This window comes from Paraburkholderia steynii (assembly GCF_900100565.1).
GTDB classification, from domain to species: Bacteria; Pseudomonadota; Gammaproteobacteria; order Burkholderiales; family Burkholderiaceae; genus Paraburkholderia; species Paraburkholderia terrae.
The window spans coordinates 369,048-394,552 of the sequence record NZ_FNDI01000001.1; the positions used below are offsets into that span (position 1 = coordinate 369,048).

The following is a 25,505-nucleotide window of genomic DNA, read 5'->3' on the forward strand; positions in this document are numbered from 1 at the left end:
GTGTTAGGGATAAATGAGCTAATCGCGAAGATAGTTGTCGACGGAGCAGAACAATCCCGCAACGCCTTGCGCCATATGGTTTTGGGCTCGGCGCAGCCGGTTGTGTGGGCCTTTGCCGAGCCGTAAAAGAACGGTCATTCGAGCGGCGTGGCGACGAATTCCGGCAATGCTTCGGCACGCTTCGAGAATTCGGCAAGCGCCGGGTAACGTGCGGGATCGACGAGATCGGGCAGCATGAACTGCTGGAATCGCCACGTGACGGCCAGCGTGATGTCCGGCTGCATCAGACGGTTGCCCAGCAGCCAGCCGTTTCCTTCGCGGCCCGTGATGGCTGTCTCCAGGCGGTCGTATGCGGCGAACAGTTGCGTCTGGACACGGTCGATCCACGGTTGATGCTGGCGCTCGGCGGGACGCAGGTTCAGCTCGTAGACGTTTTGCATCGTTTTTTCGCAGGCGGCGAGCGCGAAGCCGATCAGGCTCAGCGCCTTCAGGCGCTCACCTGGGGCGGCGGGTATCAGGCGCCTGTCGGGCGGGCTCAGATGGTCCAGATAATCGAGGATCAGCGACGAATCGATCAGCAGCGTGCCGTCGTCGGCGATGAAGGTCGGCGCCTTGACCACGGGATTGATCTTCGCGAACGTGTCGAAGTGCCGGAATACCGACACGCTCTCGTGCTCGAACGGCAGGCCGAGCACCGCGAGTGAAATGGCGACGCGCCGGACGTACGGCGAATCCATCATGCCGATCAGTTGCATGCTGCTTTCTCCCGTTGGGTTGGATGTCAACGGGATACTGTAGACGAATGGGCCCGCACTGGCGATGGCCGTGCGCTGCGGGCGGCCTATCGGGCTCTTACACTGGCCGCGACACACCGCCTATGTCGATCACGCGACCACCCACGCGGTCCTGGGAACTTCGCAAAGCTCGAACTCTATAGACGGGGTCAGCACTTCGGAAAATCCGGGACCACTCGCGTGTAATCCCCTGCGCAAGATCCACAATGAAGTCATCGCGATGCGACCGGCCACCGGGCGCTCTTATCCCGGTGATATCAATTGATCGCAGCACCCGCTGAAGAAGGCCTCGACGCGAACTTTCTGATCCTATCGCGCGCCGGCGTTTCAATAAGCGACCACAGCGCCAGTGAGACGATTAATGCACCCACCCAGTAACCCACACACAGCACGATATCCGGAGCGGTAAAGGACGCCGACTACCACGCAGCGGCGAACGCTTGGTGCGCGCGCCACACGCCGCGCACGATACTTTGTTTTGTCCAATACAAGGACGTGCCACTAAACGAGATGCCCCGCGTCTATCTCGCAACGCCGCAGGAAGTCGGATCTCGGCTTCGGCTCACCGCTAATGGACGTGGTGACACAATCCTCCATGAGAACCACACTTGGGGACCGTGCGCGCACGCAGCGGGGCAAACCGAAAAGACTCCAGATAGCTGGCGCTTCTCGGTCAAACGCATCGATGAACTGTTAAACGCGTGCTGATCTGGAAAGCTTCCCGGCTTACGCGATCCCACGCGCCGGCAAATGGGTTATGCACCCTATTCCCATTCTCTGATCTTCCGTCGACTGGTCGGCGGCGGACACCCGGCAGTATGCGAAGACGCGTGACATCTTGGACTCAGATGTGTACGAAACCCACGTACTGAGCTGATGCCGTGTCCGAAATGTTTGCAAGCTATTTTTCGTACATGGCTTGGCATCCCTGTACGTAATCGAACGCTTTTGGACATAGGTAGTCATGGCTAGATGTCGCTAGCTATGTACTGTCGGAAGGTTGTGCTATTTTCTGTTAGCGCTACGGAAGAACCAGCACAACAAACTCAAAGAGGTTTCCGATGAGAGGTCTCGCCCCCTTGGTTTCCCTGATACTTGTCGTCATCCCGTTGTGGCGAATATGCTCGCGCGCGGGGTTTCACGGCGCAATTTCGCTACTGGGAATAATCCCCCTACTCGGCCCATTTATCGTCGGAGCCATCCTGTCTTTCGGTACGTGGCGAGCGCCGCGTCAAGGAGCATGAGCATGGGCGGATTATCGATTTGGCATTGGTCCATCGTTAGCCTCTTGCTTCTGCTCAACCTGATTTACATTCCGGCAGTTCGCAAGGCTGGATTTTCGGGCTGGTGGGTCGTGCTCTCCATGGTGCCCATCGTTGGGCTCGTTCTGCTTTGGATGTTCGCATTCGCACGCTGGCCCGCCCAGCCAGAGCGTTAGACACGACGGTATGGCGCAAGCAGACTAAGCGAACAAAGAGCCACATTCGCCACGGGGGGGCGCGATGGGAGGATGGACTCGAATATGGGTGGTACTGACTGTAGCGGCTAGCGCGTTGGCGGGTTGGGTCTATGTGGACAATGTCCGCTATGCCGAACAGAAGGCCAATGACGCTTACAAGAACGCGCTCGAGGGGTACGACATCTGCCGGAATCAGCCATCAGCACCTGCGGGAGCGTCGGACCTTTTTAGTGAATTCCTCCGTGCTGGGTGCGACGATGCCAAGCAGCCTCGAGACCAGTTTGCCCAGCGCCAGGCACAGCACCGCGACGATGCAATCGCGACAGTAAAGAGGGACTCCGCCAATAGAGCGGTCGCGACGGTGGGTTGGGTAAGTGGATCTGTCGGCGCCCTATTGGTCGCCGTCGGATGGATTTGGCGTGGGTTCCGCAGGAGAAAGCGAACCTAAGCCTGCCTGCGCGAACGCGCGTGTACGGGCCTAAAATCCCCACTTTTCTCATCCGCGTAAAGCCAGACGGCACCGGGGCAACGTCATGAACGAAACGCAGTCGAAGTTGTGGTTTTCTGGGGTTGCGTTCATTCCATACGCAATCCTGGCGTATGGGTTCAACTGGATAACCAGAGGCAGCGACCACGATTTGAATACCGCACTTATCGTGTTGCTTGGCGGCCGACTAGTGTATGGGCTGATAGATAACGTGACCGCAGCCACCGCATGGCGCTTCTATGGCCGCAAACGCGCGGTCGAAACATTCTTGAAGCTGATGCGCGAGAATCGCATGCCACCTCGAGAAAACCCCGCAGACAGCCTCAAATACTACCTGAGCTATATCGACAGCGACAATGAGAGCAATGCGGTTATCCGTAGCGCCGCGCGTCAAATATCGACAATCATCGAACACTCGCAGCATGAAGGTCTGATAGGCGGGAGCCGGGTTGAGAAAACGGCCCAGCAGGCGTACGAGCGCTACCAAGATGGATTACCGGCATTTCGATTGCCAGATTGGATTAAGACCGAATGAGCACCTCAAGCCCGCTTTAGCCGAACACAGCGGCTCCGGACAAAGCGCCGCCGCGACAAACTACTGGTGATACCACTCCTTCATCACGTCGACCTGCTCCGAGCTATGTTTTTCATCATTCCACCGCCACGCGACCTTGTAAGCAACCCGTGAGGTGTCCGTGAGTCGTACGGCCACATCCTGAACGTCAAAAGTATTAATGGCTTTCGGTTTTTTCTCCTGGATAAGCTTGTGACCCCAGTTCGCTTTTTCCTTCAAACTTGGCAGGCTGGCGGAACCGAATGTGTCTTCGCTTGCGGGGTGATTCTCATAAGCGATGTACACAGGAACCGTATAGCCCCCTACCATCGCGCCCGGAACTTTCAGCGCGTCACAGCACATTCGGACCCAACTCTCTGGCTGCGACGTCAATGGATCGATTGGTTTGGCTCCCAGTGTGCAACCCACTACGCATACTTTCTTCAGTTGCCAACCCTTTTTGCCAATCTTCTCCTGAACTCCCTTCAAGAGGTTGGCCACATCCTCGGGCGACGTATTTTGCGTTGAAACGCCACCGGAGCCGTGCAGGATTACGTAAGCGCCCCACGTGAGCTTGGCCCCACTCGCCCCTTCGTCAGGGTGCAGGAGCTTTGCCAAGTCTTTCTGGCCTGCCGTCAACTGCTTGCTCACAGAGTTTCCTATACCCTTCGCGTTTTTCTCGCCCAGCCCTGAAAAACCCAGTACGAACGAGCGTATAGGGGCCTTGCTTTTGGCCTTAGCCTGCTCGGAGACAGCCACGGAGCCGGCAAGTCTCTGGCGCTCATCCAGCACCTTCGCAGAACTCGGTGCCTCGCCAGTTGGGTCGCGCCGTTCCTCGTACAGAACGACAAGGCGATCGACTTTCATGTGCCCTCCGGGCCTCAGACTGAACTCCTATCAAAGGGTTTTAGGACATTCCAATGAATGTGCAAACGCTTTGCTTCGTGATTCAGGGGCGGCGGCTGGTCGGATCAACGCCGTCTCGCGCGCTTGCTGGTGTCATGGCCCCGAAATGCCCCCTACCGCATCTGGACGCTCGCGGCCGCACCCATCAACGCTGCGCAGTAGCCGTTCCGCATCCTTCTGAGTCGGAATGTCCTCCCAGCCTTCGTCGGCGGGGTTGGTCGCGGCGGCCCGCAAATGCCCATACGCTGTTTCTTCGCTGTTCCCAGCCATACCGCGCCGCCTGTTTCGGTCTGTTATCAGGCAGCGCGCTTCACTGCAGGTTGGAGCGGAACCCGATCAACTGGAAGGCAAGATCGTGAAGTTGTAGGTATTGTTGCCGACGATGAATCCGGCTGGCGGCGAACCGTTGCTCCATTTATTTCCACCCACGTAGGAAAGCGTAATCGTCTAACCTGTCGAGTGATTTGCGACCTTGAAGTTGCCGCGATATGCAGGCGGATTCGAACTGAAGTCAAGCACAACAAAGACAAGAGTAGCTCCCGAATCGTTGTGAGAATCCTTGGTGCCGGGGACCGGACTCGAACCGGCAAGCTGTTAAGCGGCGGATTTTCGTCACACTACGTCTTTCGACGCCGTCTGCTTCAACCTGAAAAGCAAACGTTCGTGCGCTGGACTATGCCTTCGCCATCGCGATGCGCGTATTGCACGCCGCATCGCATTAGGCGCCCTCCGTCTAGTCTCTACACCTTCCGCGCCTTCCGTCCCGCATCAGCAGAAAAGAAAACGGGCTTGGCTCGGCGTTGCCTCGTTGCACGGTGTGAATCGCGCGCGTTCAGGGGTTTCGCCGAATTTGAAGGGTTCTGCACCGGCCGTTTCCGGCTGGGCACTCAATGCTTTAAGTCCGCTATGTTTACCAATTTCATCACCCCGGCAGGGCGGACGCGATTCTACCATCGCGCCGCAGCCTGACCAAACCGGCGCGAACCCCAGTTTCGCCCGTCCGCGACCCGGCGCGCATTCATCGACCCGTCACAAACGTTCCCGATAATCCGCCCCACGAAAACGTTTACAACGACGCACGCCCCTCGACGCGGCGCGCGGCACACGCTGACGGGAACCCAACGATGACGCCCACGATCAAGGATGTCGCCGCGCACGCGGGCTTTTCGATCGCGACCGTCTCGCGCGCGATCAACGCGCCGCACACGGTCAACCCCGTGACCCTCGAAAAAGTGCGTCAGTCGATCGACGCCCTCAACTTCCGCCCGAGCCCGCTCGGCCGCCAGTTGCGCGGCGAGCGCTCGCGCCTGATCGGCGTGGTGCTGCCGACGCTCGCCAACCCCGTGTTCGCCGAATGCCTGCAAGGCATCGACGAACTGGCGTCCGCGCAAGGCTACCGGCTGATGCTGATGACCACGCAATACGACGCCGACCGCGAACGCCACGCGATCGAAACGCTGCGCGAACAGCGCGTCGAAGGCCTGATCCTGACGGTAGCCGATGCCGACACACACCCGCTGCTCGACGAACTCGACCGCGACGGCATGCTGTACGTGCTGATGCACAACGACACCGTGCGCCGCCCGTCCGTGTCCGTCGACAACCGGCAAGCCGCCTACGACGGCGTGCGCATGCTGATCGCGCACGGCCATCGCCGCATCCTGATGCTGGCGGGCACGCTCGCCGCGTCGGACCGCGCGCGGCTGCGCCATCTCGGCTACACGCAAGCGATGCAGCACGCCGGCCTCGCGCCCGCACCCGCGCTCGAAATCGATTTCAACGCGGACGAACTCGCGCCCGCCGTGCTGAACCATCTGACGACGGGCCTGAATCGCCCGACGGCCCTCTTCTGCTCGAACGATCTGCTCGCGATGGTCGTGATGCGCGGCCTACGCCGCGCCCGCCTGCAAATGCCCGACGACATGTCGATTCTCGGCTTCGACGGCCTCGCGATGGGCGAACTGCTGTCGCCGCCGCTCGCGAGCGTCTGCGCGCCGAACCGGGAGATCGGCTGCGCGGCGTGGCGGCGGCTGATCGCGCGGGTCGACGGCTCGCAGCCTTCCGGCTTCGACGACGCGCTGCACGCGCCGGCGCTGTCGCTGACCTTGCCGCACACGCTGCGCGAAGGCGCGACGGTCGCGGCGATCTCCGACACGTCGGGCGCAACGTTGAACCGCATCGTCCGCTCGCCTGCGTAATCCCCTTTAAAAACACCCCTTTTCCACCTCCGGGAGACCTGTCGTGAACCGCCGTTCCTCCATCGGTATTGCAGCGTTGCGCGTCGCGCGCGCCGCGCTGGTTGCATCGTCGTTCGTGTTGACGCTGGCTGCGCCGCAACTCGCGCACGCCGAAGAAACCGCGATCTGCTACAACTGCCCGCCCGAATGGGCCGACTGGGCAAGCCAGATCAACGCCATCCAGCAAAAGACAGGCGTCCACGTACCGTTCGACAACAAGAATTCCGGCCAGTCGATCGCGCAGTTGATGGCCGAGCAGAAAAGCCCCGTGGCGGATGTCGTGTATCTGGGTGTGTCGTCGGCATTCCAGGCGAAGGACAAGGGCGTGATCGCGCCGTACAAGCCCGCGCACTGGAACGACATTCCCGCGAACCTGAAGGACCCGCAAGGCTACTGGTTCGCGATCCACTCGGGCACGCTGGGCTTTTTCGTCAACAAGGACGCGCTCGAAGGCAAGCCCGTGCCGCGTTCGTGGGCCGACTTGCTGAAGCCCGAGTACAAGGGGATGATCGGCTATCTCGATCCGTCGAGCGCATTCGTCGGCTATGCAGGCGCCGTCGCCGTGAATCAGGCGCTCGGCGGCAGCTTCGACAACTTCAAGCCGGGACTCGACTGGTTTGCGAAACTGAAGGCCAACCAGCCGATCGTGCCGAAGCAGACGGCCTACGCGCGCGTGCTGTCGGGTGAGATTCCTATCCTGCTCGATTACGACTTCGATGCGTACCGCGCGAAGTACAAGGATCACGCGAACGTCGAGTTCGTGATTCCGAAGGAAGGCACGATCGAAGTGCCGTACGTGATGAGCCTCGTGAAGGGTGCGCCGCACGACGCGAACGGCAAGAAGGTGCTGGATTTCGTGCTGTCGGACGAAGGCCAGAAGCTGTGGGCGAACGCGTATCTGCGCCCCGTGCGCGCCAACGCGATGACGCCTGATGCCGCGTCGAAATTCCTGCCCGCCAGCGACTATGCGCGCGCGCATGCCGTCGATTTCGCCAAGATGGCAGAGAAGCAGCAGGCATTCGGCGAGCAGTATCTGCAGGTGATGCATTGAACGACATCACGTTCCCGCTACGCTGGCGCATCGCGTTGATCGCGCCAGCGCTCGCCGTGTTCATCGCGTTCTGGCTGCTGCCGATGACGGCGCTCGTGCAGGTGAGCGCCGACGGTCATCTGCTGAAGACGTACGGCGCGATGCTCGCGAACGCGCGCTATATGAAGAGCCTGTTCGCGACGGTCATGCTGTCGGCGGCCGTGACGGCGACGACGCTCGCGCTCTCGGTGATCTCGGGCCTGTTGCTCGCGCGCCGCGATTTTCCCGGCAAGCGCACGCTGCTCGCGCTGCTGACGTTTCCGCTCGCGTTTCCGGGCGTGGTCGTCGGCTTCATGGTGATCATGCTGGCGGGCCGCCAAGGTTTGATCGGCGCGCTGTCGTTGAAGCTCACGGGCGACAAGTGGGTCTTCGCGTATTCGATGACGGGTCTCTTTATCGGCTACCTGTATTTCTCGATTCCGCGCGTGATCGTTACGGTGATGGCGTCGGCGACCAAGCTCGATGCATCGCTTGAAGAAGCCGCGCGTTCGCTCGGCGCATCGCCGTGGCGGATCATGCGCGACATCGTGCTGCCCGCGCTGTCGCCGGGTCTCATCGCGGCGGGCGCCGTGTGCTTCGCGACCGCTATGGGCGCGTTCGGCACGGCGTTCACGCTCGCCACCGACATCGACGTGCTGCCGATGACCATCTACACCGAGTTCACGCTCAACGCGAACATGGTGACGGCGGCGGGACTGTCGATCGTACTCGGGATCGTCACGTGGATCGTGCTGTATGTCGCGCGCAGCGTCAGCGGCTCGGCCGTGGCGGCGACGGCCTGATTGGGCCGATTCTTTTCCATGTCGAATGAAGACACTCGCATGAATTCCGTTGCTCAAACCACGAACGCGCCTCAGATGCAGCACAAGCGCGCGTTCGCCCTGCCCTCGTTGCGCACGTGGCTCGCGGCGGGTCAATGGCTCGTTACGTTGCTGCTGTGCGCGTTTCTGATCGTGCCCGTCGTGATGTCGATACTCGCGGGCCTCACAGTGAACTATTTTCAGGGCATCGCGAGCGGGCTCACGTTGCGTTGGCTCGGCGAAGTGTGGACGCAGTATCACGCGTCCGTGTTCCTGTCGCTCGAAATCGCGCTCGCGACGCTCGTCATCACGCTGCTGACGGGCGTGCCCGCTGGCTACGTGCTCGCGCGCAGCGAGTCGCGGGTCTCGCGCATCATCGAAGAATTTCTCGTGCTGCCGATCGCGTTGCCCGGACTCGCATCCGCGCTCGCGCTGCTCGTCGTGTATGGCGGCTTCACGATGTTCCGCATGAGCGTCGCGTTCATCGTCGTCGGACATGTGGTGTTCACGCTGCCGTTCATGGTGCGTGCGGTCGCCGCCGTGTGCGCGAGCGCCGGACTGCGTACGCTCGAAGAAGGCGCCGCGAGCCTGGGCGCGAGCTTCTTTCAGCGTTTCATCACGATCGTGCTGCCGAACGTGCGGCCTGGCATCGTGGCTGGCGCGCTGGCTGTCGTTACGTTGTCGATCGGTGAATTCAATCTCACGTGGATGCTGCACACGCCTGAAACGAAGACGTTGCCCGTGGGTCTTGCCGACACCTATGCTTCGCTGCGCATCGAGATCGGCAGCGCTTACACCATTCTCTTTTTCATCATGACGATGCCGCTGCTCGTCGCGATGCAATGGCTCGGCGTCGATGCGACGGGTCAGCGCAACACGCGGCAGAAGAAGACACGCGCCATCGATACGACAACATCCGCAGAAGACCAGCCATGAAACTCGCTTCCATTCCCATCACGCTGACGCGCTGCGCGAAGACGTTTCGCGGCACGCGCGTGCTCGAGCCGCTCGATCTGTCGATTGGCGCAGGCGAAACGCTGGTGCTGCTCGGGCCGTCGGGTTGCGGCAAGACGACGACGTTGCGCATGATTGCCGGTCTCGAACAGCCGGACGCGGGCGGGCGCGTTGCATTTGGTGACGAGGACGTCACGGCGATGCCCATCGAGAAGCGCCAGGTTGGTATGGTGTTCCAGAGTTACGCGCTGTTTCCGAACCTGACCGTGCGCGGCAACATCAACTATGGGCTGAAAATCAAGCGCGTGGATGTGGACGTGGCGCGGCAGCGCGTCGACGAGTTGCTCTCGATGATGCGGCTCACCGATCACGCCGACAAACCCATCGATCAGCTTTCCGGCGGCCAGCGGCAGCGTGTCGCATTGGCACGGGCGCTTGCGCCGCAGCCGCGGGTGCTGTTGCTCGACGAGCCGCTGACGGCGCTCGATGCGCGTCTGCGCGATACGTTGCGCGGGGAGATGAATGCGCTGCTGCGCGAGCTTGGGATTACGACGGTTTATGTGACTCACGATCAGGGTGAGGCGATGGAGCTGGGCGACCGTATCGTGGTGATGAGCGCGGGGCGCATTGAGCAGATCGGCACGCCGCGGGATATCTATTATCGGCCGGCTAACCGGAATGTTGCGCAGTTTGTTGGGACTATTAATCGCGTGGCGGGGCAGGCGCGGGATGGTGTGCTTGCCACGACGGGTGGCGCTATTCCTTTGCCGCTGACGCATGCTACTCGGGTTATGCCTCATGGTGATGAGGTGTTTTTTCGGCCTGAAGACGCGTGGATTGCTGATCTTGCTGATGCGCAGTTGCGCGGGACCGTCGATGCCGCAGCGTTTCTGGGTGAGCGCACGCGGCTCACTATTCGCGATGCGGCGCCTGATCTGATTGTTGTTGATGTGCCTGGGAGAGTTGAACTTGCTCGTGGCACGGTTGTTGGGGTTTCTGTCGCTAAGGATGCTTTGATTGCGTTATCGTAGGTTTTTGGGTTTGGTTCGGTTCGGTTTGGGTTTTCGCTGGCATCCGCGATTTGTTAGCGTGCTTCAGGCGTCGCCCCTGTGCGGGGCGGCACCTACTTTTCTTTGCCGCCGCAAAGAAAAGTAGGCAAAAGAAAGCGGCTAACACCGCTAACACTTCTTCCTGCCTGAGGGCCCCCAGAGGGTCTTACGCTTCACACGGCAGCATTTCTGTTTGCGTGCGTTGCTAACGCTTCGAATGAACGCCTCACCCGCTTCGAATACCCGTACTCGGGCCAGCGGCAGCGAATGGTATGTGCCGCCCAGGTGGCAAACTGTGTGTAGGTTGTCGCGTCGTATAGCTCGGCGCTCTTATAGGGTGGAGCGTATGCGCTATCGGTCCGAAGTGAGGCGCGCGAGGCACTACGGCCTGCACACAGTTTGCCACCTGGGCGGCAGTGGACTATCTCGCAAGGCATGATGCAGCGCGGGTGCGTGAAGCGGGTGAGGCGCTCCGCAAGAGCGTTGGCAACGAACGTGGGTCACGTGGTTGCCGTGTGAAGCGTAAGACCCTTTGGGGGCCCTCAGGCAGGAAGAAATGTTGGCGGTGTGAGCCGCTTTCTTTTGCCTACTTTTCTTTGCGGCGGCAAAGAAAAGTAGGTGCCGCCCCGCACAGGGGCGACGCTTGAAGCTAGATAACAACTCGCGGATGCCAGCGCAAACGTCAAAACACCGACCGGCAACGCCCGAAGCACGAAGACAAATCGCCAGCGAAAACCCAAGAACACCCTAACAGCGTCGCAGACACAAACAGCCAAACGAGGAACCCCATGTTAATAGCCCAGATCAGCGATCTGCACATCAAACGCCCGGGCGCGCTGGCCTACCGCCGCGTGGACACGGCGGCGTACCTGACGCGCTGCGTAGAGCGACTGAACGCGCTCGTCCCAGCGCCAGACGCAATCATCATCACCGGCGATCTCGTCGACCAGGGCGAGCCCGAACAATACGTCCATCTGAAGTCCCTGCTAGCACCGCTAAAAATCCCGTACTACCTGCTAGTAGGCAACCACGACGACCGCGCCGCGCTGCGCGCCACCTTCAACGACCGCAAAGAACTCCACACCAACGACGAATTCATCCAATACACAGTCGACATAGGCCCACTCCACCTGATCGCACTCGACTCGATGGTCCCCGGCCAAAGCGCCGGCCTGCTCTGCGACGCGCGCCTCGCCTGGCTCGAAGAGCAACTAAAAACGGCCCACGACAAACCCGTGATCGTCGCGCTGCATCATCCGCCATTCGTGTCGGGCATCGGCCACATGGACGCGCTGCGGCTCGAACCGACCTCAGCAAAAAAACTCGCGACGCTCATCGCACGTCACTCGAACGTAGAACGCGTAATCTGCGGCCATGTACATCGCCCGATGTTCGTGCGCTTCGGCGGCACAATCGCATCGGCGGTGCCCGCGCCCGCGCATCAAGTGGCGCTCGATCTGCGCGACGACGCGCCATCGGCCTTCATGATGGAGCCGCCCGCGTTCGCGCTACACCGCTACGACAGCGTGAACGGGCTCATCACCCATCACGCGTATGTCGATGCAGCCGACGGCCCCTATCCATTCTATGAACCCGAAGGATCGTTGATCGACTGAGCCCGCGCCGGGCGTGCCATCCAGCACAATCCGCCCCACTCCGGTATCATCGGCACGCTCGACTCTCTCCCGCCGGCGCCTCGCCGGCCGCCGCGTCATGTCCACACCCGCCTCCGACCACGCCGCAACCGACCGATCGCTGAGCGGCCTTCTGCTACTGCTTGCGACGATCGCCGGCGTCTCCGTCGCGAACATCTACTACAACCAGCCGCTGCTCGACGACTTCCGTCTGTCGTTTCCGCAAAGCGCATCGTGGATCGGCGTGGTGCCGACGATGACCCAGCTCGGCTACGCGGCAGGCATGCTGCTGCTCGCGCCGCTCGGCGACCGCTTCGACCGTCGCAGGCTGATTCTGCTGCAGATCGCCGCCCTGTGCGTCGCGCTGCTGTTCGCGGCTGCCGCGCCGAATCTGTCGGTGCTCGTGATCGCGAGTCTCGCGATCGGCATTCTCGCGACAATCGCGCAGCAGGCCGTGCCGTTCGCCGCCGAACTCGCGCCGCCGTCGCAACGCGGCCATGCCGTCGGCACAGTAATGAGCGGACTGCTGCTCGGCATTCTGCTCGCGCGCACGGCAGCCGGCTTCGTCGGCCAGTACCTTGGCTGGCGCGCGGTATTCGGCGCATCGATCGTTGCGCTGCTGGTGCTTGCCGCCGTCATCATCGCGAGGCTGCCGCGCAGCAAGCCGACCTCGACGCTCGCCTACGGACAGCTGCTCGGCTCGATGTGGCATCTCACCGTCGAACTGCGCGGCCTGCGCGAAGCGTCAATGACGGGCGCCGCGCTGTTCGCCGCGTTCAGCCTGTTCTGGTCGACGCTCGCGCTGTTGCTGGCGGGCGCGCCGTTTCACTATGGGCCGCAGGCGGCAGGTCTGTTCGGTATCGTCGGCGCGGCGGGCGCAATGGCGGCGCCGCTCGCGGGCAAGTTCGCCGACAAGCGCGGGCCGCGCGCCATCGTCTCGCTGTCAATCGCGCTGGCGGCGCTGTCGTTCGTCGTGTTCGCGCTGTCGGGCACGAGCCTGATTGGCCTCGTGATCGGCGTGATCATGCTCGACGTCGGCGTGCAGGCCGCGCAGATCTCCAACCAGTCGCGCATCTATGCGCTGAAGCCCGAAGCGCGCAGCCGCGTGAACACCGTGTTCATGGTCTGCTATTTCATCGGTGGCGCGGTCGGGTCGGGTGTCGGCGCGTTCGTGTGGCCGCTGTTCGGTTGGGTCGGCGTGAGTATCGCCGGCCTGCTGTTTGCCGCGCTTGCCGGGCTCAATCACCTGCGTGGGCGTCCTGAGCCGCTGGCGGCTTCGGGCGCGACGGAGTGATGGCGAACTGATGTCGCCGCGCCGAAACAGCTATCGCTCTTCCAGCCGCCCCTGCGCATAGTCGTGCAGCGCGTCGATCACGCGATCGAACTCGAACGACTTGTCATAGAAATGCCGCACGCCGTATTGCTGGCAGCGCTCGCGGTAGGCGGGCAGCGCATGGTTGGTCAGCACCGCAGCGAACGTCGATTCGATCAGCCCTTCCTTCTGCATATACGCAAGCACAGGCACGCTCGATCCACCCTTCAACTGCAGATCGACGATCACGGCATCGAACGCTTCGCCGTCCAGCAGCGCAATCGCCTCGTCGGCGGACTCGGCCTGCGCGGCCACCTGCATGACGCCCGACGCATCGATCGCTTCGACGATGCTGCGCCGGATCAGCGGCGAATCCTCGATCAAGAGCACACGCAACGGCGCGCGGCCGGAATCGGTGTGTGCAGTGATGGAGTCGGCGTTCATCGGTTGCGTTCCATGCTCGCGGGGAATCACAGGTTCATTCGATCAGGCCGTTCTTGATCGCGTAGTACGTCATGTCTGCGTTGTTCGTCATGTGCATCTTTTCCAGCACGCGCGCGCGATACGTGCTGACCGTCTTCACCGACAGATGCAGTTCGCCGGCGATGTCAGTTGGAATCTGCCCTGACGCGAGCTTGCAGAAGATCTGGAACTCGCGCTCCGACAACTGTTCATGCGGATGCGTCGCAGCGGGCTTGTCGAGACTGTTCGCGAGCGTATCGGCAACGGCCTCCGACAGATAACGATGCCCGCGCGCGACCGAACGGATCGCGCGCACGATCTCGTCGGGCTCGCAGTCCTTGTTCAGATAGCCGTTCGCGCCCGCGCGCAACAGGTTGATCGCGTACTGGCTCTCCGGATAGCCCGACAGGATCAGCACGCCCTGCTCTGGCCGCATCTGCCGGATCACGCGCAACGTGTCGATGCCGTTCTTGTCGGGCATCGCGATATCGAGCAGCACGACATCGAAAGGCTCGCCGTCCGGCTGCTCGCGCACGAGGCGGATGGTCTCGTCGCCCGTCGATGCTTCCGCCGCGACGCACATGTCCGGCTCGTCAGCGACGAACTGTCTGAATCCGCCCCGGACGATCGCGTGATCGTCCGCTATCAGCACTCGAATCATGGATGTGGTTTACCCCAGTGCAAGTGCATTTGCTTCATAGCCTGCAAAAACGGCCGCGGCGAGCGCGCCGCCCATCGCATTCGCGCCCAGCGGCCTTCGCCCTCACTCGCGACCCGACAGCAGATCGGCCATATCGTCCGCATGCTCTTCCTCGACGGCCAGAATCTCTTCGAAAATCCGGCGCGTCGTGACGTCGCTGTCGCCGAGATAGCGGATGATCTCGCGATAGGTATCGATCGCAATGCGTTCCGCGACCAGGTTTTCGCGAATCATGTCGGTCAGATTCTTGCCCTCCTTGTATTCCGAGTGCGAGCGCTTCGACAGGCTGTCCGGCGCGAAGTCCGGCTCGCCGCCCAGTTGCACGATGCGCGCGGCGAGCGTGTCGGCATGGCCCTGCTCTTCGTTCGCATGCTCGAGAAACTCCTGCGCGACGGCTTCCGAATTGATGCCCTTCGCCATGAAGTAGTGGCGCTTGTAGCGCAGCACGCAGACGAGTTCCGTCGCGAGCGAGCCGTTGAGCAGCTTGAGCACGGTCTCGCGGTCCGCGCCATAGGTCTGCGTGACGGGACCATCGTCCATATCCTTGCGGGCCTGTTCACGAATGCGCTTGAGGTCCATCACGAATTCGCCTTTCGTTGCGTTCGACATTGATTGACTCCTTGTTCCGGTATTGTGGGAAACGCACACGCGGCCGCCGTCTGTCATATGCGGCGGCGCAGCGTGCGCCATGCGGGCTTGCGCTAGGTTCGGAACACGCCAAGCAGCAGCGTGACGACGAACACCACCAGGAAGATGTAGAACAGAATCTTCGCTATTTCGGCGGCGCCGGCGGCAATGCCGGTGAAGCCGAACACAGCGGCGATGATCGCGATCACGAAGAACACGAGTGCGTAATGCAGCATGACAACGCTCCTTCCTGTTTAAGCGATGAATGGCGGCGGACCCGTTCCAGCGGCCCACGCTTTGTCCTGAGTTGCCTCTCCAGCTTCGCTAATCGACGATCTTCTTCGTGATGACGAAGCCGAGTACGAGGAACACGACGCACAGGATCAGGAACACCACGAACAGGAACTTCGCGATAGCCGCCGCACCTGCCGCGACGCCTGTGAATCCGAGCAGCCCCGCGATCACGGCAATCACGGCGAAGAACAACGCCCACTTGAGCATGATGGCAACCTCCCTTGGCTAATGTGGCTGAATGGTCGCTATGGATTCCTAGCACTCATCGTACGGAGCAGTTTGCGTACCCGCATTCGGGCGCGCGCTGTTTTTCATGTGGGAATCCGCCGACACCCGCTTTCGGCGAGGCCTCTGGCGGCCCGTCGCGACGCTCGTGCGAACGCAAACGCGCCGCGCGACGCTACACTGTCGGTGACTTCATCGCATGGAGACGGCAGTGTCAGACGGCGCGGAAGCGGGACTCACCACCAGGCTGACGGACTGGATGCATCAGCGCAGCTGGGCCATCGCGATGACGGTCGCGATCGTCATCACGTGCGGAGGTCTCGTCATTCTGGAAACGGCGCGACAACGCATTGCGTCGGAATACGAAGCGGCGCTCGAAGCACGCAACGCGAGCGTGCAGCTCAGCGATCTCGCCGGGCAACTCGCGCAGTTGCAATCGCATGAAAGCCGCTTTCTTCTGACGAGGGACGATGCCGACGCGCGCAGCTATTGCGCGCGCGCCGCCGACATCCGCCGCGGCATCCGTTCGCTCGACACGTACTTCAAACGCGCCGCCGACAGCGCGGAACTGTCCAGCTTCACGCAGATCGCCGCGCTGATCGGCGCGCGCATCGGCAGCGGCGCGCATGCGTTGCAGCAGGCTGCGCCGCATCCACTCGATCTCGCCGCTTGCGGCGGCGCGGCGGCGAACAGCAACGTCGATGCGTCGCTCGTGACGAGCACGCTGTCTTTACTGCGCGACAACGAAGAGCGCCGCGCGCAGCGCGCGCTCGACGCGAGCCGCGCCGACCAGCGCGTCTCCACATTCGTCGCGGCGGGCCTGTCCGCGCTCAACATCGTGTTGTTCATTCTGCTGTTCCGCAATCTCGGCATTCAGCTCGACAGCCAGGCGCGCGCGCAAAAGCAGTTGATCACGCAGCAGGAAGAACTCGATCAACTGGTCAACGAGCGCACGCGGCAACTCGAAGCGCTTGGCTGGCACTTGCAGGCCGTCAGCGAGAACGAAAAGACCCAACTGGCGCGCGAACTGCACGACGAACTCGGTGCGATTCTCACGGCGAGCAAGATGGACGTCGCGTGGGCGCGGCGCAAACTTCAGGACACCGATCCCGCGATCGCCGAGAAACTGACGCGCGCGCTCGAGACGCTCGATCAGGGCATCGCGCTCAAGCGGCGCATCATCGAGGACATGCGGCCGACCGTGCTCGCGAATTTCGGCCTCGTCACCGCACTGCGCACGCTCGCCGACGAAGCCGCTCAACGCAACGGCTGGGCGCTCGACCTGCACCTGCCCGACGACGAACTGCAACTCGACGAGCAAACCGAGATCGCGCTGTTTCGCGTCGCGCAGGAGTCGCTGACCAACGCGGCTAAATACGCACGCGCGACGCAGGTCACGATCGATCTGAGCACGGGCCATGGCGAGGTGTCGCTGCATATCGCCGACAACGGCGTCGGTATCATGCCCGCCGACCTGACGCGCACGCATACGCATGGGCTGATGGGCATGCGCCAACGCGTGGCCGCGCGCGGCGGACGCTTCGACATCCGGCGCGGCGAGCTGCACGGCACCGACATACGCGTCGTGCTGCCCGTGCCGACCGTCGGCGTGACCAGGGAAGAAAGTCCGGGCGTCGATCAGATCGTTGAGGAAGCACCGAGGCGCGTTCCGGACGACACCAGCGCCCAAGGCCACGCGCCCGTCGAACGTCTTTGATGTCCGCGTAGGATTGCGCCGACACAAAAATCGTGGCGCCTCTGACAGCGTCGCGGCCATGCGTCTCTTACCATGGAATCAGACCGGATCGGCTGGCGCGACGCCCCGGTCGGACGACAGGGCGCGCACGCCGGGCGATGTCGAACGCAACACCTGACCAGACCGGCGCGCGCGAATCGATCGAAGCATATGTCGAAGATTCCTGACTATTCCAGATAGGGAGAAAACTCATGAGACGACTCATCGCACTTCTGCTGCTCGCGGGCACGACACTGCTGGCCGCCTGCAATACGATGGCCGGCGCCGGCCAGGACATCTCCAAGGGCGGCAACGCGATCACCAATTCGGCCGAAAAGCATTCCGACTGATATCGCACCTGCCCGGTCGATTCAATCCGATCCGATCCGATTCATCCGTTACCACTCGCCGCCGCGTACCACGCGGCGGTTTTTTTGCGCCTGCGCTTTGCGAACTACTTCACGAACTTCACGAGCAAGCGCGCAAAACAGAACGGCGGCCCATTCGCATGAGCCGCCGTGCCGTCCCCCTGCTACCGCATCGTTATCGGGTCATGTCGCGTTGCTTTATTGGCCGTTCAACGTGTTGGTCAACTCAAGCGCCGGTTGCGTGGTGTTGCCGCCCTGCGCGACGAGCAGGTGGATCTGGTTCGGCAGCAACTGACTGAGCACGCCGCCGATCGGCACCGACGTCACGAGCCAGTCCGCGTTGTTCGCGAGATCGAACGAACTCGACTGGAAGATCGGCGTCTTGCTGCCCGCCGTCGTCGCAATCAGCACATACGTGCCGCCCGATACGTAGACCGAGTCCTGGCCGCTCGCGGGCACCGCGTTCTTGAAGGACACGCCTGCCAGCGTCGGACTGGCGTTTGTGATGTTCGTGTTGTTCGCGGGCACCAGATACAGGTCGAGATTCGACGCGTTCAGCGATGCATTGAAGCCCCGCAAGCGCGCGCTGTTCGACAGCAGACCCTTGTCGAACGGATCGTCGATCAGACCGATGTCGGCGCCCGACGAGCCAGGCACCGCGATCACCGTATACTCGTGGCCCTTCGCGACATCGGGGAAGGTCCCGCTCGCCAACGCCGTCGTGGTCCCCGTCGCTGCATACGCAACCGACGTCTGTCCCGTGTTGATGTTCGCGAAGTTCGTCACGTTCTTGTACGAGATGTTCTTCTGCAACGCGCCGCCGTTGACGAGAAAGTCGACGGCGGGGCCGCTTGGAATAGCGTGTACGAAATGGATCAACGGATTCTGCAACCCGAGTTCTTTGCCGACGTCGTTCGAACCTCCACCGCACGCCGACACTAGCGCGGCCGCTCCGATGAGCGCCGCCATGGTCCTGATAACCTTCATTTGCCACCTCTCCCTGATTGGGCTCGAGCCCGTTGATCTGCGGCTTGCCGCCTGCGCAATCGCGTCCGTTCGTCGTCGACGTTATGTGTCGTTGTCCGCCGCACGGCTGCAACTGCGCGTCCGTCATGGCGACGCGCCTTTCATATGTCCACGAGGTCGGCCAGCGCTTTGAGGATCGACTTGCCCGCATCGATTGGACGATTGCGGACAGCAATCGCCGTGCCGCGATGTTCATTACCAACGGCAGGCGAATAAAAGTGACGTCCAGATTCGGGGTTGGAGGCGATTAGAATTTTCCCTCGGAGGTTTTACGAGGAGCGCGCGTGTATCGTTCGAGCGCGTCCCAACTTTACATGGTGCCTTGCATGTCTTACCCGCGGCTCTTGTCCGAACTCGATCTGGGCTTCACGCGCCTGCGTAACCGCGTCGTGATGGGTTCGATGCATACGGGCATGGAGGACCGCTTCTGGAATTACCCGAAGCTCGCCGCGTACTTTCGTGAGCGCGCCAAAGGCGGCGCGGGCCTCATCATCACGGGCGGCATCTCGCCAAATCGCGAAGGCTGGCTGCTGCCGTTCGGCGGCACGCTGAACTCCGTCTTCGATCTGCACAATCACCGCAAGCTCACCCGGGCCGTCCACGAAGAAGGCGGCAAGATCGCGTTGCAGATCCTGCATGCGGGGCGCTACGGTTATCAGCCGCTCGTCGTGTCGGCGTCGGCGCTGAAATCGCCCATCTCGATGTTCAAGCCACGTGCGTTGACGCTGGCCGGCATCGGGCGAACCGTGCGCGCGTACGCCCGTTGCGCGCGGCTCGCGCAACGCGCCGGATACGACGGCGTCGAGATCATGGGCAGTGAAGGCTATCTGCTGAACCAGTTTTTGTGTCCGCGCACGAACCGGCGCGACGATGCCTACGGAGGCAGTCTGGAAAACCGGATGCGCCTCGCGCGCGAGGTCGTGCAGGCCGTACGCGCGGCCTGCGGCGAGCGTTTCATCGTCGTGTACCGGCTGTCGCTGATCGATCTCGTCGAAGGCGGCAATACGTGGGATGAAACCGTGCAGATCGCAAAAGCGCTCGAAGCCGCGGGCGTCACGATTTTCAACACGGGCATCGGCTGGCATGAGGCGCGCGTGCCGACCATCGTCACGTCCGTGCCGCGCGCCGCGTTCGCGCCGTTGGCGGCCCGCCTGAAGGCGGCCGTCGGCGTACCCGTGATCGTGTCGAACCGCATCAATACGCCGGAGGTCGCCGAAGACCTGCTCGCGCAAGGCGCGGGCGATCTGGTGTCGATGGCGCGGCCGCTGCTCGCCGACCCCGAGTTCGTCGTGAAAGCAGCCGAAGGACGCGCGGATGAAATCAACACCTGCATCGCGTGCAACCAGGCGTGTCTCGATCACACGTTTCAGAATAAACGCGCGACCTGTCTCGTCAATCCGCGCGCGGGGCGCGAGACGGAACTCGTCTACCGCCCGCTCGCTTCGCATCAGCCGCCGCGCGCCGTGGCCGTGGTCGGCGCGGGACCGGCGGGATTGTCGGCGGCGACCGTGGCGGCCGCGCGCGGCCATCGCGTGACGCTGTTCGATGCGGCTGCAACTATCGGCGGCCAGTTCAATCTCGCGATGCGCGTGCCCGGCAAGGAAGAGTTCAGCGAGACGATCCGCTATTTCGGCAGCCAGTTGCGCAGGCACGGCGTCGACGTGCGCCTGGGCACGCGCGTCGATCCGGCGCTGCTGGCGGCCTCCGCGTTCGACGACGTGATCGTCGCGACGGGCATCGTGCCGCGCCGCCCCGCGATTGCGGGTATCGACGGGCCGAATGTGCTGTCGTATGTCGACGTGTTGCGCGGCGCGCAGGTCGGAAAGCGCGTCGCCGTGATCGGCGCGGGCGGCATCGGCTTCGACGTCAGCGAATTCCTGCTGCATCCGGCGGACGAGCCGCTGCCGCTATCGCGCGAAAGCTGGACGGACGAATGGGGCGTCGATCTGTCCGTCAGCGGGCGCGGCGGCCTCAGAGCGCCGCGCGCCTCCGTGCCCGTGCGCGAGATCTGGCTGCTACAGCGCAAGGCCGGCAAGCTCGGCGCGGGCCTCGGCAAGACGTCGGGATGGGTGCATCGCGCGGCGCTCGCGCGCAACCAGGTGACGATGATGGATGGCGTCACGTATCGGCAGATTACCGAACGCGGGATGCTGATCGAGCGTGAGGGCAGCGAGCAATGGCTCGACGTCGATACGATCGTGGTGTGCGCGGGACAGGAGTCGTTGCGCGAGCTCTACCCTGCTACGCCCGCTTCATCCGCTGCGGATGGGCCGCGCTTTCATGTGATAGGCGGGGCGTCAGTGGCGACGGAACTCGACGCGAAGCGCGCGATCCGCGAAGGCGCCGAGCTGGCCGCGCGGTTGTAGCCGCCGTTGCAGCTTTATGCGCTAGCGTCTTTCAAGCCGCGCCGCCGGTAATCGAACCAGAACGACAACCCGACGCTCGCCAGAATCACACCCGTCGCGACGACCGTCGCGCGCGTCACCGGCTCGCCGAGCAGCAGCGCGCCCAGCGCGACCGCGACCACCGGGTTCACGTACATGCAGCTGCTGGCGATGATCGGACTCGTATGCCGGATCAGAAAGCCGTACGCGACATACGCGGCCATCGTGCCGATCAGCATCAGATACAGGAACGCGACAACGGGCAGGAAGTGAATGTCCATCATCCGCTCGCCCGAGACCCACGCAACCATCGTCGACATCGCGCCGCCAAGCCCGATCTGCAGCGACGTCGACAGAAACAGATCTGACGGCAGCTTGAGGCGCGACGCCAGATGCGCCCCGCCCGCCCAGAACAGCGCGCCGCACAGAATGGCGAGACTGCCGCCCGCCGAGCCCGAGCTCTGGTCGCCGTGACTGAGAATCGCGATGCCGACCAGCCCGAGCCCGACTGCGAACCATTCACCCTTGCCGATCTTGCGCCCCGCGATCGCCGCGATGACCGTGGCGAAAAGCGGCACGGTCGCGACCATCACGGCCGCCGTGCCCGTGCCGACGGTGCGCATTCCGTACGCGAGCATCCCGCTCGACAGGCCGACGAGCATCGTGCCGACCATCCCCGCATTGCGGATTTCCGTGAGCGGCGGCCATGCGGGTTTGCGGCGCATCGCGAAGATGAACAGTCCGACACCCGCGAAGAAGTTGCGCAGCCCCGACATCAGCAGCGGCGGAAACGAGCCGAGCGCGACGTGTACGGCCAGATAGGTCGAGCCCCAGACGATATAGACGACGCCGAGCGCGAGCGCGATCTGCCCGCCATGGGATTGCGGAAGGCGAAACGGGAAACGGTCAGGGAAATTCAGCGCCACGTTCAGCCCGCCCGTGCCGGCGATTGCGCCGCGGCCCCGCTGAATACCCACGAACGGGACGGCAGGCGCCGCATCGGCGACGCGGCAGGAAGGGCAAAGCGGGCGGGCATGGCAGTAGAGCGGATGTCGAACGGCAAGGGAAGCACCAGGTCAATGGTGCGAATTGATGGCCTACGCGATGCAGAATGCAACAACAGCAGCCAACGGACGCGAATCGCTCGCGCCGCCGAGCATTATGCAATATCTGGGCAATCCTCCGGCAAGAGAATCGTAACTTTCGTTGTAAGCGGGATGAAACGGCAGACGCGGGCAGGAATCGCGCGCGGCCCACCCGAATTTGCCACGGTCAGTCGTAGCTCACCAGCACCGTCACGGCCCGTTCCGTTGGCGCGTCGCCCGCGATCGACAGCGTGCCGCCCGCGTGGCCCACGCTGCACTCCGCGCGCGCAGCCAGCGTGACGCGATTCGCGTTGTCGGTGAATCGCGTTTTCAGCGTATGCGGTGCGGCGACGCCCGCGTCCGTATTGACGAGTACCGCGATATGCGCTGCCGGCGAGGTATCCGGTGCGGGCGTGAACGTCACATCGATCGTCGATTCATTCTTCACGCCCAATTTTTCAGTGTGGAATCCTTGATAATTGTCCAAAACGTAACTCGCAATATCGTACGGCGGCGCGACGATCGTCCCCTTGAACGTGATGGTCCCTCCCGGCCCAAACGACGCTGCTGCAAGCGCCATCGGCGACCAGAGCGTTGCCGCAACGACACTTGTGGCTACCGCACCGAGCGCCCGACCCGATGTTTTCATTGCACGATCCTTTCAAACTGATTTTGTTTAGGCTGACTGATCAATCGTCCGCCTTGATGGCTGTATCGGCGTGGATCGGGCAAACCTGAATAGAGCCGGTGAATGCTTGCCCGAAGACAAAAAACCGTGCGCCCCGCCATTGATGAGATAACGGTCTGAGTGGGGCGCGTTGCGCACGCCGGCGATGCAATCGCAAGAAAACCTGATGTAGCGCGACTTTCCCGCCGCGCAAATCGCGCGAGGCGCCCGCGCATTCCGCCAATTTCAAGACAAGTTGCCAAACCCGGTCCGGCCAGGTTATCGTGTGCGCTGCTAACGCGGGGGTCCTGCGTTGTGCGTCGCCTGAAAGACACCGGGCACCGCATGGCGTGGGTGAGAAATACCCTTTGAACCTGATCTGGATAATGCCAGCGCAGGGAAGCGTTCGGGCTCGCCGCTTCACCTGCCGTACCGTTTCACCTCCTCGCGCGAACCCGGTCTACTTCCCCTTCGTCTCGTTCTCCTGCGTAGCTGTAACGCCCCACATTTGCATGGAGAGACGCATGAACGCCAACCCGAAATTCATTTCCGCGAACGCCCACGTCGACGAAGCCGCCGTCGCGCCGCTGCCGAACTCGCGCAAGGTCTACGTGACCGGCTCGCAACCCGATATCCGCGTGCCGATGCGCGAAATCACGCAATCGGATACGCCGACGGGCTTCGGCGGCGAGAAGAATCCGCCCATCTACGTGTACGACACGTCGGGCCCGTACACCGATCCCGACGCGAAAATCGACATCCGCGCGGGCCTGCCCGCGCTGCGTCAAGGCTGGATCGAAGCACGCGGCGACACGGAATCGCTGGAAGGACTGTCGAGCGATTACGGCCGCGAGCGCGCCGCCGATCCCGCCACCGCGCAGCTGCGTTTTCCCGGCCTGCATCGCACGCCGCGCCGCGCGGCGCCCGGCAAGAACGTGTCGCAGATGCACTACGCGAAGCAAGGGATCATCACGCCGGAAATGGAATACATCGCGATTCGCGAGAACCAGCGCCGCGCCGAGTATCTGGAGAGCCTGAAGACGAGCGGCCCGACGGGCGAGAAGCTCGCCGCGATGATGGGCCGCCAGCATCCCGGCCAGGCGTTCGGCGCCAGCGCGTTCGGCCCGAACGGACTGACGGAGATCACGCCCGAATTCGTGCGCGAGGAAATCGCACGCGGCCGCGCGATCATCCCCGCGAACATCAATCACCCTGAAAGCGAGCCGATGATCATTGGCCGCAACTTCCTCGTGAAGGTCAACGCGAACATCGGCAATTCGGCTGTGACGTCGTCGATCGGCGAGGAAGTCGACAAGATGACGTGGGCGATCCGCTGGGGCGGCGACACGGTGATGGACCTCTCCACGGGCAAGCACATTCATGAGACGCGTGAATGGATCATCCGCAATTCGCCCGTACCGATCGGCACGGTGCCGATCTATCAGGCGCTCGAAAAGGTCAACGGCAAGGCCGAGGACCTGACGTGGGAAATCTTCCGCGACACGCTGATTGAACAGGCCGAACAGGGCGTCGACTACTTCACGATCCATGCGGGCGTGCGCCTGCAGTACGTGCCGCTCACCGCCAACCGGATGACGGGCATCGTGTCGCGCGGCGGCTCGATCATGGCGAAATGGTGTCTCGCGCATCACAAGGAAAGCTTCCTGTACGAGCACTTCGAAGACATCTGCGAAATCATGAAGGCCTACGACGTGAGCTTCTCGCTCGGCGACGGCCTGCGCCCCGGCTCGATCTACGACGCGAACGACGAAGCGCAGCTCGGCGAACTGAAGACGCTCGGCGAACTCACGCAGATCGCGTGGAAGCACGACGTGCAGGTGATGATCGAAGGTCCGGGCCATGTGCCGATGCAGCTCATCAAGGAGAACATGGACCTGCAGCTGGAATGGTGCGACGAAGCGCCGTTCTACACGCTCGGGCCGCTGACGACGGACATCGCGCCCGGCTACGACCACATCACGTCGGGCATCGGCGCGGCGATGATCGGCTGGTTCGGCACGGCGATGCTCTGCTACGTCACGCCGAAGGAGCACCTGGGCCTGCCGAACAAGGACGACGTGAAGACGGGCATCATCACGTACAAGCTCGCCGCCCACGCCGCCGATCTGGCGAAGGGCCATCCGGGCGCGCAGGTGCGCGACAACGCGTTGAGCAAGGCACGCTTCGAGTTCCGCTGGGAAGACCAGTTCAATATCGGCCTCGATCCCGACAAGGCGCGCGAGTTCCATGACGAAACCTTGCCGAAGGACTCGGCGAAGGTCGCGCACTTCTGTTCGATGTGCGGCCCGCACTTCTGCTCGATGAAGATCACGCAGGACGTGCGCGACTACGCGGCGAAGGAAGGCATGAGCGACACCGAAGCGCTGAAGAAAGGCATGGAAGTGAAGGCTGTCGAGTTCATCAAGAACGGCGCGGAGATTTATCAGCGGCAGTGACGCGCATTGGTGCGCGCGGGTGGTTTTGGGCTTTCCTGGCAGGGTGCTGGCTGTGGTGGCAGTGCTCTGGTAGTGCTCTGGCTGTGCTGGCATCCGCGATTTGTTAGCTTGCTTCAGGCGTCGCCCCTGTGCGGGGCGGCACCTACTTTTCTTTGCCGCCGCAAAGAAAAGTAGGCAAAAGAAAGCGGCTCACACCGCCAG

At 62.6% G+C, this 25,505-nt stretch carries 22 protein-coding genes; 12 read left to right on the plus strand and 10 right to left on the minus strand.

Annotated elements, in window-relative coordinates; all coding sequences use genetic code 11:
* Positions 1–134: 134 nt before the first annotated feature.
* Positions 135–755, minus strand: a complete 621-nt coding sequence (locus BLT65_RS01675) for a glutathione S-transferase (RefSeq protein WP_091774270.1) — start codon at positions 753–755, stop codon at positions 135–137.
* 2,031 nt (positions 756–2,786) lie between these two features.
* On the opposite strand from BLT65_RS01675, the gene BLT65_RS01695 reads away from it, so the two are divergent.
* Positions 2,787–3,275, plus strand: a complete 489-nt coding sequence (locus BLT65_RS01695; protein WP_091774278.1) for a hypothetical protein — start codon at positions 2,787–2,789, stop codon at positions 3,273–3,275.
* A gap of 60 nt (positions 3,276–3,335) precedes the next feature.
* On the opposite strand, the gene BLT65_RS01700 is transcribed toward BLT65_RS01695, so the two are convergent.
* Positions 3,336–4,160 carry a hypothetical protein gene (locus BLT65_RS01700; protein ID WP_091774280.1) on the minus strand — a complete coding sequence of 275 codons (825 nt, stop codon included), beginning with the start codon at positions 4,158–4,160 and terminating at the stop codon, positions 3,336–3,338.
* A 1,163-nt stretch (positions 4,161–5,323) separates the two neighbouring features.
* Between BLT65_RS01700 and BLT65_RS01710 the strand changes: the two genes are divergently transcribed.
* From BLT65_RS01710 to BLT65_RS01740, 7 genes are all read left to right on the plus strand, one after another.
* Positions 5,324–6,397: a LacI family DNA-binding transcriptional regulator gene (locus tag BLT65_RS01710; protein ID WP_091774282.1), complete on the plus strand. Its 1,074-nt coding sequence runs from the start codon at positions 5,324–5,326 to the stop codon at positions 6,395–6,397.
* Between the two features lie 43 nt (positions 6,398–6,440).
* On the plus strand, positions 6,441–7,487 hold the full coding sequence (locus BLT65_RS01715; RefSeq protein ID WP_091774284.1) for an ABC transporter substrate-binding protein: 1,047 nt from the start codon (positions 6,441–6,443) through the stop codon (positions 7,485–7,487).
* A complete protein-coding gene (locus tag BLT65_RS01720) occupies positions 7,484–8,308 on the plus strand; it encodes an ABC transporter permease (protein ID WP_091774286.1) in 825 nt (274 codons plus the stop codon). Before BLT65_RS01715 ends, BLT65_RS01720 begins: the two co-directional genes overlap by 4 nt.
* A gap of 75 nt (positions 8,309–8,383) precedes the next feature.
* The gene (locus BLT65_RS01725) at positions 8,384–9,262 is read left to right on the plus strand and encodes an ABC transporter permease (RefSeq protein WP_425273096.1); all 879 of its coding nucleotides are present in this window, start codon (positions 8,384–8,386) and stop codon (positions 9,260–9,262) included.
* Positions 9,259–10,311, plus strand: a complete 1,053-nt coding sequence (locus tag BLT65_RS01730) for an ABC transporter ATP-binding protein (protein ID WP_091774290.1) — start codon at positions 9,259–9,261, stop codon at positions 10,309–10,311. The genes BLT65_RS01725 and BLT65_RS01730 overlap by 4 nt, the downstream gene beginning before the upstream one ends.
* An 806-nt stretch (positions 10,312–11,117) precedes the next feature.
* The gene (locus tag BLT65_RS01735) at positions 11,118–11,945 is read left to right on the plus strand and encodes a phosphodiesterase (protein ID WP_091774292.1); all 828 of its coding nucleotides are present in this window, start codon (positions 11,118–11,120) and stop codon (positions 11,943–11,945) included.
* A gap of 97 nt (positions 11,946–12,042) precedes the next feature.
* Positions 12,043–13,257 carry an MFS transporter gene (locus tag BLT65_RS01740; RefSeq protein WP_091774294.1) on the plus strand — a complete coding sequence of 405 codons (1,215 nt, stop codon included), beginning with the start codon at positions 12,043–12,045 and terminating at the stop codon, positions 13,255–13,257.
* A gap of 30 nt (positions 13,258–13,287) precedes the next feature.
* Here the strand turns inward: BLT65_RS01740 and BLT65_RS01745 are convergent, their stop codons facing one another.
* The 5 genes from BLT65_RS01745 to BLT65_RS01765 form a co-directional block, all read right to left on the minus strand.
* Complete coding sequence (locus BLT65_RS01745) at positions 13,288–13,719, minus strand: response regulator (RefSeq protein WP_091774296.1); 432 nt, start codon at positions 13,717–13,719, stop codon at positions 13,288–13,290.
* Between the two features lie 34 nt (positions 13,720–13,753).
* Positions 13,754–14,398 (minus strand): response regulator, encoded by a 645-nt coding sequence (locus BLT65_RS01750; protein ID WP_042311378.1) that lies wholly within the window; start codon positions 14,396–14,398, stop codon positions 13,754–13,756.
* 102 nt (positions 14,399–14,500) lie between these two features.
* Complete coding sequence (locus BLT65_RS01755; protein ID WP_042311377.1) at positions 14,501–15,046, minus strand: ferritin-like domain-containing protein; 546 nt, start codon at positions 15,044–15,046, stop codon at positions 14,501–14,503.
* Positions 15,047–15,138: 92 nt separating this feature from the next.
* On the minus strand, positions 15,139–15,300 hold the full coding sequence (locus tag BLT65_RS01760) for a DUF1328 domain-containing protein (protein ID WP_012400904.1): 162 nt from the start codon (positions 15,298–15,300) through the stop codon (positions 15,139–15,141).
* A gap of 88 nt (positions 15,301–15,388) precedes the next feature.
* A complete protein-coding gene (locus BLT65_RS01765) occupies positions 15,389–15,565 on the minus strand; it encodes a DUF1328 domain-containing protein (RefSeq protein ID WP_007585549.1) in 177 nt (58 codons plus the stop codon).
* A 217-nt stretch (positions 15,566–15,782) separates the two neighbouring features.
* Between BLT65_RS01765 and BLT65_RS01770 the strand changes: the two genes are divergently transcribed.
* Both BLT65_RS01770 and BLT65_RS01775 read left to right on the plus strand, forming a co-directional pair.
* A complete protein-coding gene (locus tag BLT65_RS01770; RefSeq protein WP_091774298.1) occupies positions 15,783–17,300 on the plus strand; it encodes a sensor histidine kinase in 1,518 nt (505 codons plus the stop codon).
* Positions 17,301–17,530: 230 nt separating this feature from the next.
* Complete coding sequence (locus BLT65_RS01775) at positions 17,531–17,668, plus strand: entericidin A/B family lipoprotein (protein WP_042311375.1); 138 nt, start codon at positions 17,531–17,533, stop codon at positions 17,666–17,668.
* Positions 17,669–17,884: 216 nt separating this feature from the next.
* Here the strand turns inward: BLT65_RS01775 and BLT65_RS01780 are convergent, their stop codons facing one another.
* Complete coding sequence (locus BLT65_RS01780) at positions 17,885–18,673, minus strand: DUF4397 domain-containing protein (RefSeq protein ID WP_042311374.1); 789 nt, start codon at positions 18,671–18,673, stop codon at positions 17,885–17,887.
* Positions 18,674–19,038: 365 nt separating this feature from the next.
* Between BLT65_RS01780 and BLT65_RS01785 the strand changes: the two genes are divergently transcribed.
* The gene (locus BLT65_RS01785; protein WP_091774889.1) at positions 19,039–21,078 is read left to right on the plus strand and encodes an NADPH-dependent 2,4-dienoyl-CoA reductase; all 2,040 of its coding nucleotides are present in this window, start codon (positions 19,039–19,041) and stop codon (positions 21,076–21,078) included.
* A gap of 14 nt (positions 21,079–21,092) precedes the next feature.
* On the opposite strand, the gene BLT65_RS01790 is transcribed toward BLT65_RS01785, so the two are convergent.
* Both BLT65_RS01790 and BLT65_RS01795 read right to left on the minus strand, forming a co-directional pair.
* Positions 21,093–22,022, minus strand: a complete 930-nt coding sequence (locus tag BLT65_RS01790; RefSeq protein ID WP_208545725.1) for an EamA family transporter — start codon at positions 22,020–22,022, stop codon at positions 21,093–21,095.
* Positions 22,023–22,368: 346 nt separating this feature from the next.
* On the minus strand, positions 22,369–22,830 hold the full coding sequence (locus tag BLT65_RS01795; RefSeq protein ID WP_091774302.1) for a hypothetical protein: 462 nt from the start codon (positions 22,828–22,830) through the stop codon (positions 22,369–22,371).
* A 542-nt stretch (positions 22,831–23,372) separates the two neighbouring features.
* On the opposite strand from BLT65_RS01795, the gene thiC reads away from it, so the two are divergent.
* The gene (thiC, locus tag BLT65_RS01800; RefSeq protein WP_091774304.1) at positions 23,373–25,304 is read left to right on the plus strand and encodes a phosphomethylpyrimidine synthase ThiC; all 1,932 of its coding nucleotides are present in this window, start codon (positions 23,373–23,375) and stop codon (positions 25,302–25,304) included.
* The last annotated feature ends 201 nt before the right edge of the window (positions 25,305–25,505 follow it).

Bases quoted from the DNA above. Each gene is read 5' to 3' on its own strand.
- BLT65_RS01775 (WP_042311375.1), top strand. From the start codon at position 17,531: ATGAGACGACTCATCGCACTTCTGCTGCTCGCGGGCACGACACTGCTG.
- BLT65_RS01770 (WP_091774298.1), top strand. From the start codon at position 15,783: ATGGAGACGGCAGTGTCAGACGGCGCGGAAGCGGGACTCACCACCAGG.
- BLT65_RS01725 (WP_425273096.1), top strand. From the start codon at position 8,384: ATGCAGCACAAGCGCGCGTTCGCCCTGCCCTCGTTGCGCACGTGGCTC.
- BLT65_RS01710 (WP_091774282.1), top strand. From the start codon at position 5,324: ATGACGCCCACGATCAAGGATGTCGCCGCGCACGCGGGCTTTTCGATC.
- BLT65_RS01735 (WP_091774292.1), top strand. From the start codon at position 11,118: ATGTTAATAGCCCAGATCAGCGATCTGCACATCAAACGCCCGGGCGCG.
- thiC (WP_091774304.1), top strand. From the start codon at position 23,373: ATGAACGCCAACCCGAAATTCATTTCCGCGAACGCCCACGTCGACGAA.
- BLT65_RS01730 (WP_091774290.1), top strand. From the start codon at position 9,259: ATGAAACTCGCTTCCATTCCCATCACGCTGACGCGCTGCGCGAAGACG.
- BLT65_RS01750 (WP_042311378.1), bottom strand. From the start codon at position 14,398: ATGATTCGAGTGCTGATAGCGGACGATCACGCGATCGTCCGGGGCGGA.
- BLT65_RS01760 (WP_012400904.1), bottom strand. From the start codon at position 15,300: ATGCTGCATTACGCACTCGTGTTCTTCGTGATCGCGATCATCGCCGCT.
- BLT65_RS01795 (WP_091774302.1), bottom strand. From the start codon at position 22,830: ATGAAAACATCGGGTCGGGCGCTCGGTGCGGTAGCCACAAGTGTCGTT.
- BLT65_RS01765 (WP_007585549.1), bottom strand. From the start codon at position 15,565: ATGCTCAAGTGGGCGTTGTTCTTCGCCGTGATTGCCGTGATCGCGGGG.
- BLT65_RS01780 (WP_042311374.1), bottom strand. From the start codon at position 18,673: ATGAAGGTTATCAGGACCATGGCGGCGCTCATCGGAGCGGCCGCGCTA.
- BLT65_RS01745 (WP_091774296.1), bottom strand. From the start codon at position 13,719: ATGAACGCCGACTCCATCACTGCACACACCGATTCCGGCCGCGCGCCG.
- BLT65_RS01695 (WP_091774278.1), top strand. From the start codon at position 2,787: ATGAACGAAACGCAGTCGAAGTTGTGGTTTTCTGGGGTTGCGTTCATT.
- BLT65_RS01675 (WP_091774270.1), bottom strand. From the start codon at position 755: ATGCAACTGATCGGCATGATGGATTCGCCGTACGTCCGGCGCGTCGCC.
- BLT65_RS01755 (WP_042311377.1), bottom strand. From the start codon at position 15,046: ATGTCGAACGCAACGAAAGGCGAATTCGTGATGGACCTCAAGCGCATT.
- BLT65_RS01785 (WP_091774889.1), top strand. From the start codon at position 19,039: ATGTCTTACCCGCGGCTCTTGTCCGAACTCGATCTGGGCTTCACGCGC.
- BLT65_RS01700 (WP_091774280.1), bottom strand. From the start codon at position 4,160: ATGAAAGTCGATCGCCTTGTCGTTCTGTACGAGGAACGGCGCGACCCA.
- BLT65_RS01740 (WP_091774294.1), top strand. From the start codon at position 12,043: ATGTCCACACCCGCCTCCGACCACGCCGCAACCGACCGATCGCTGAGC.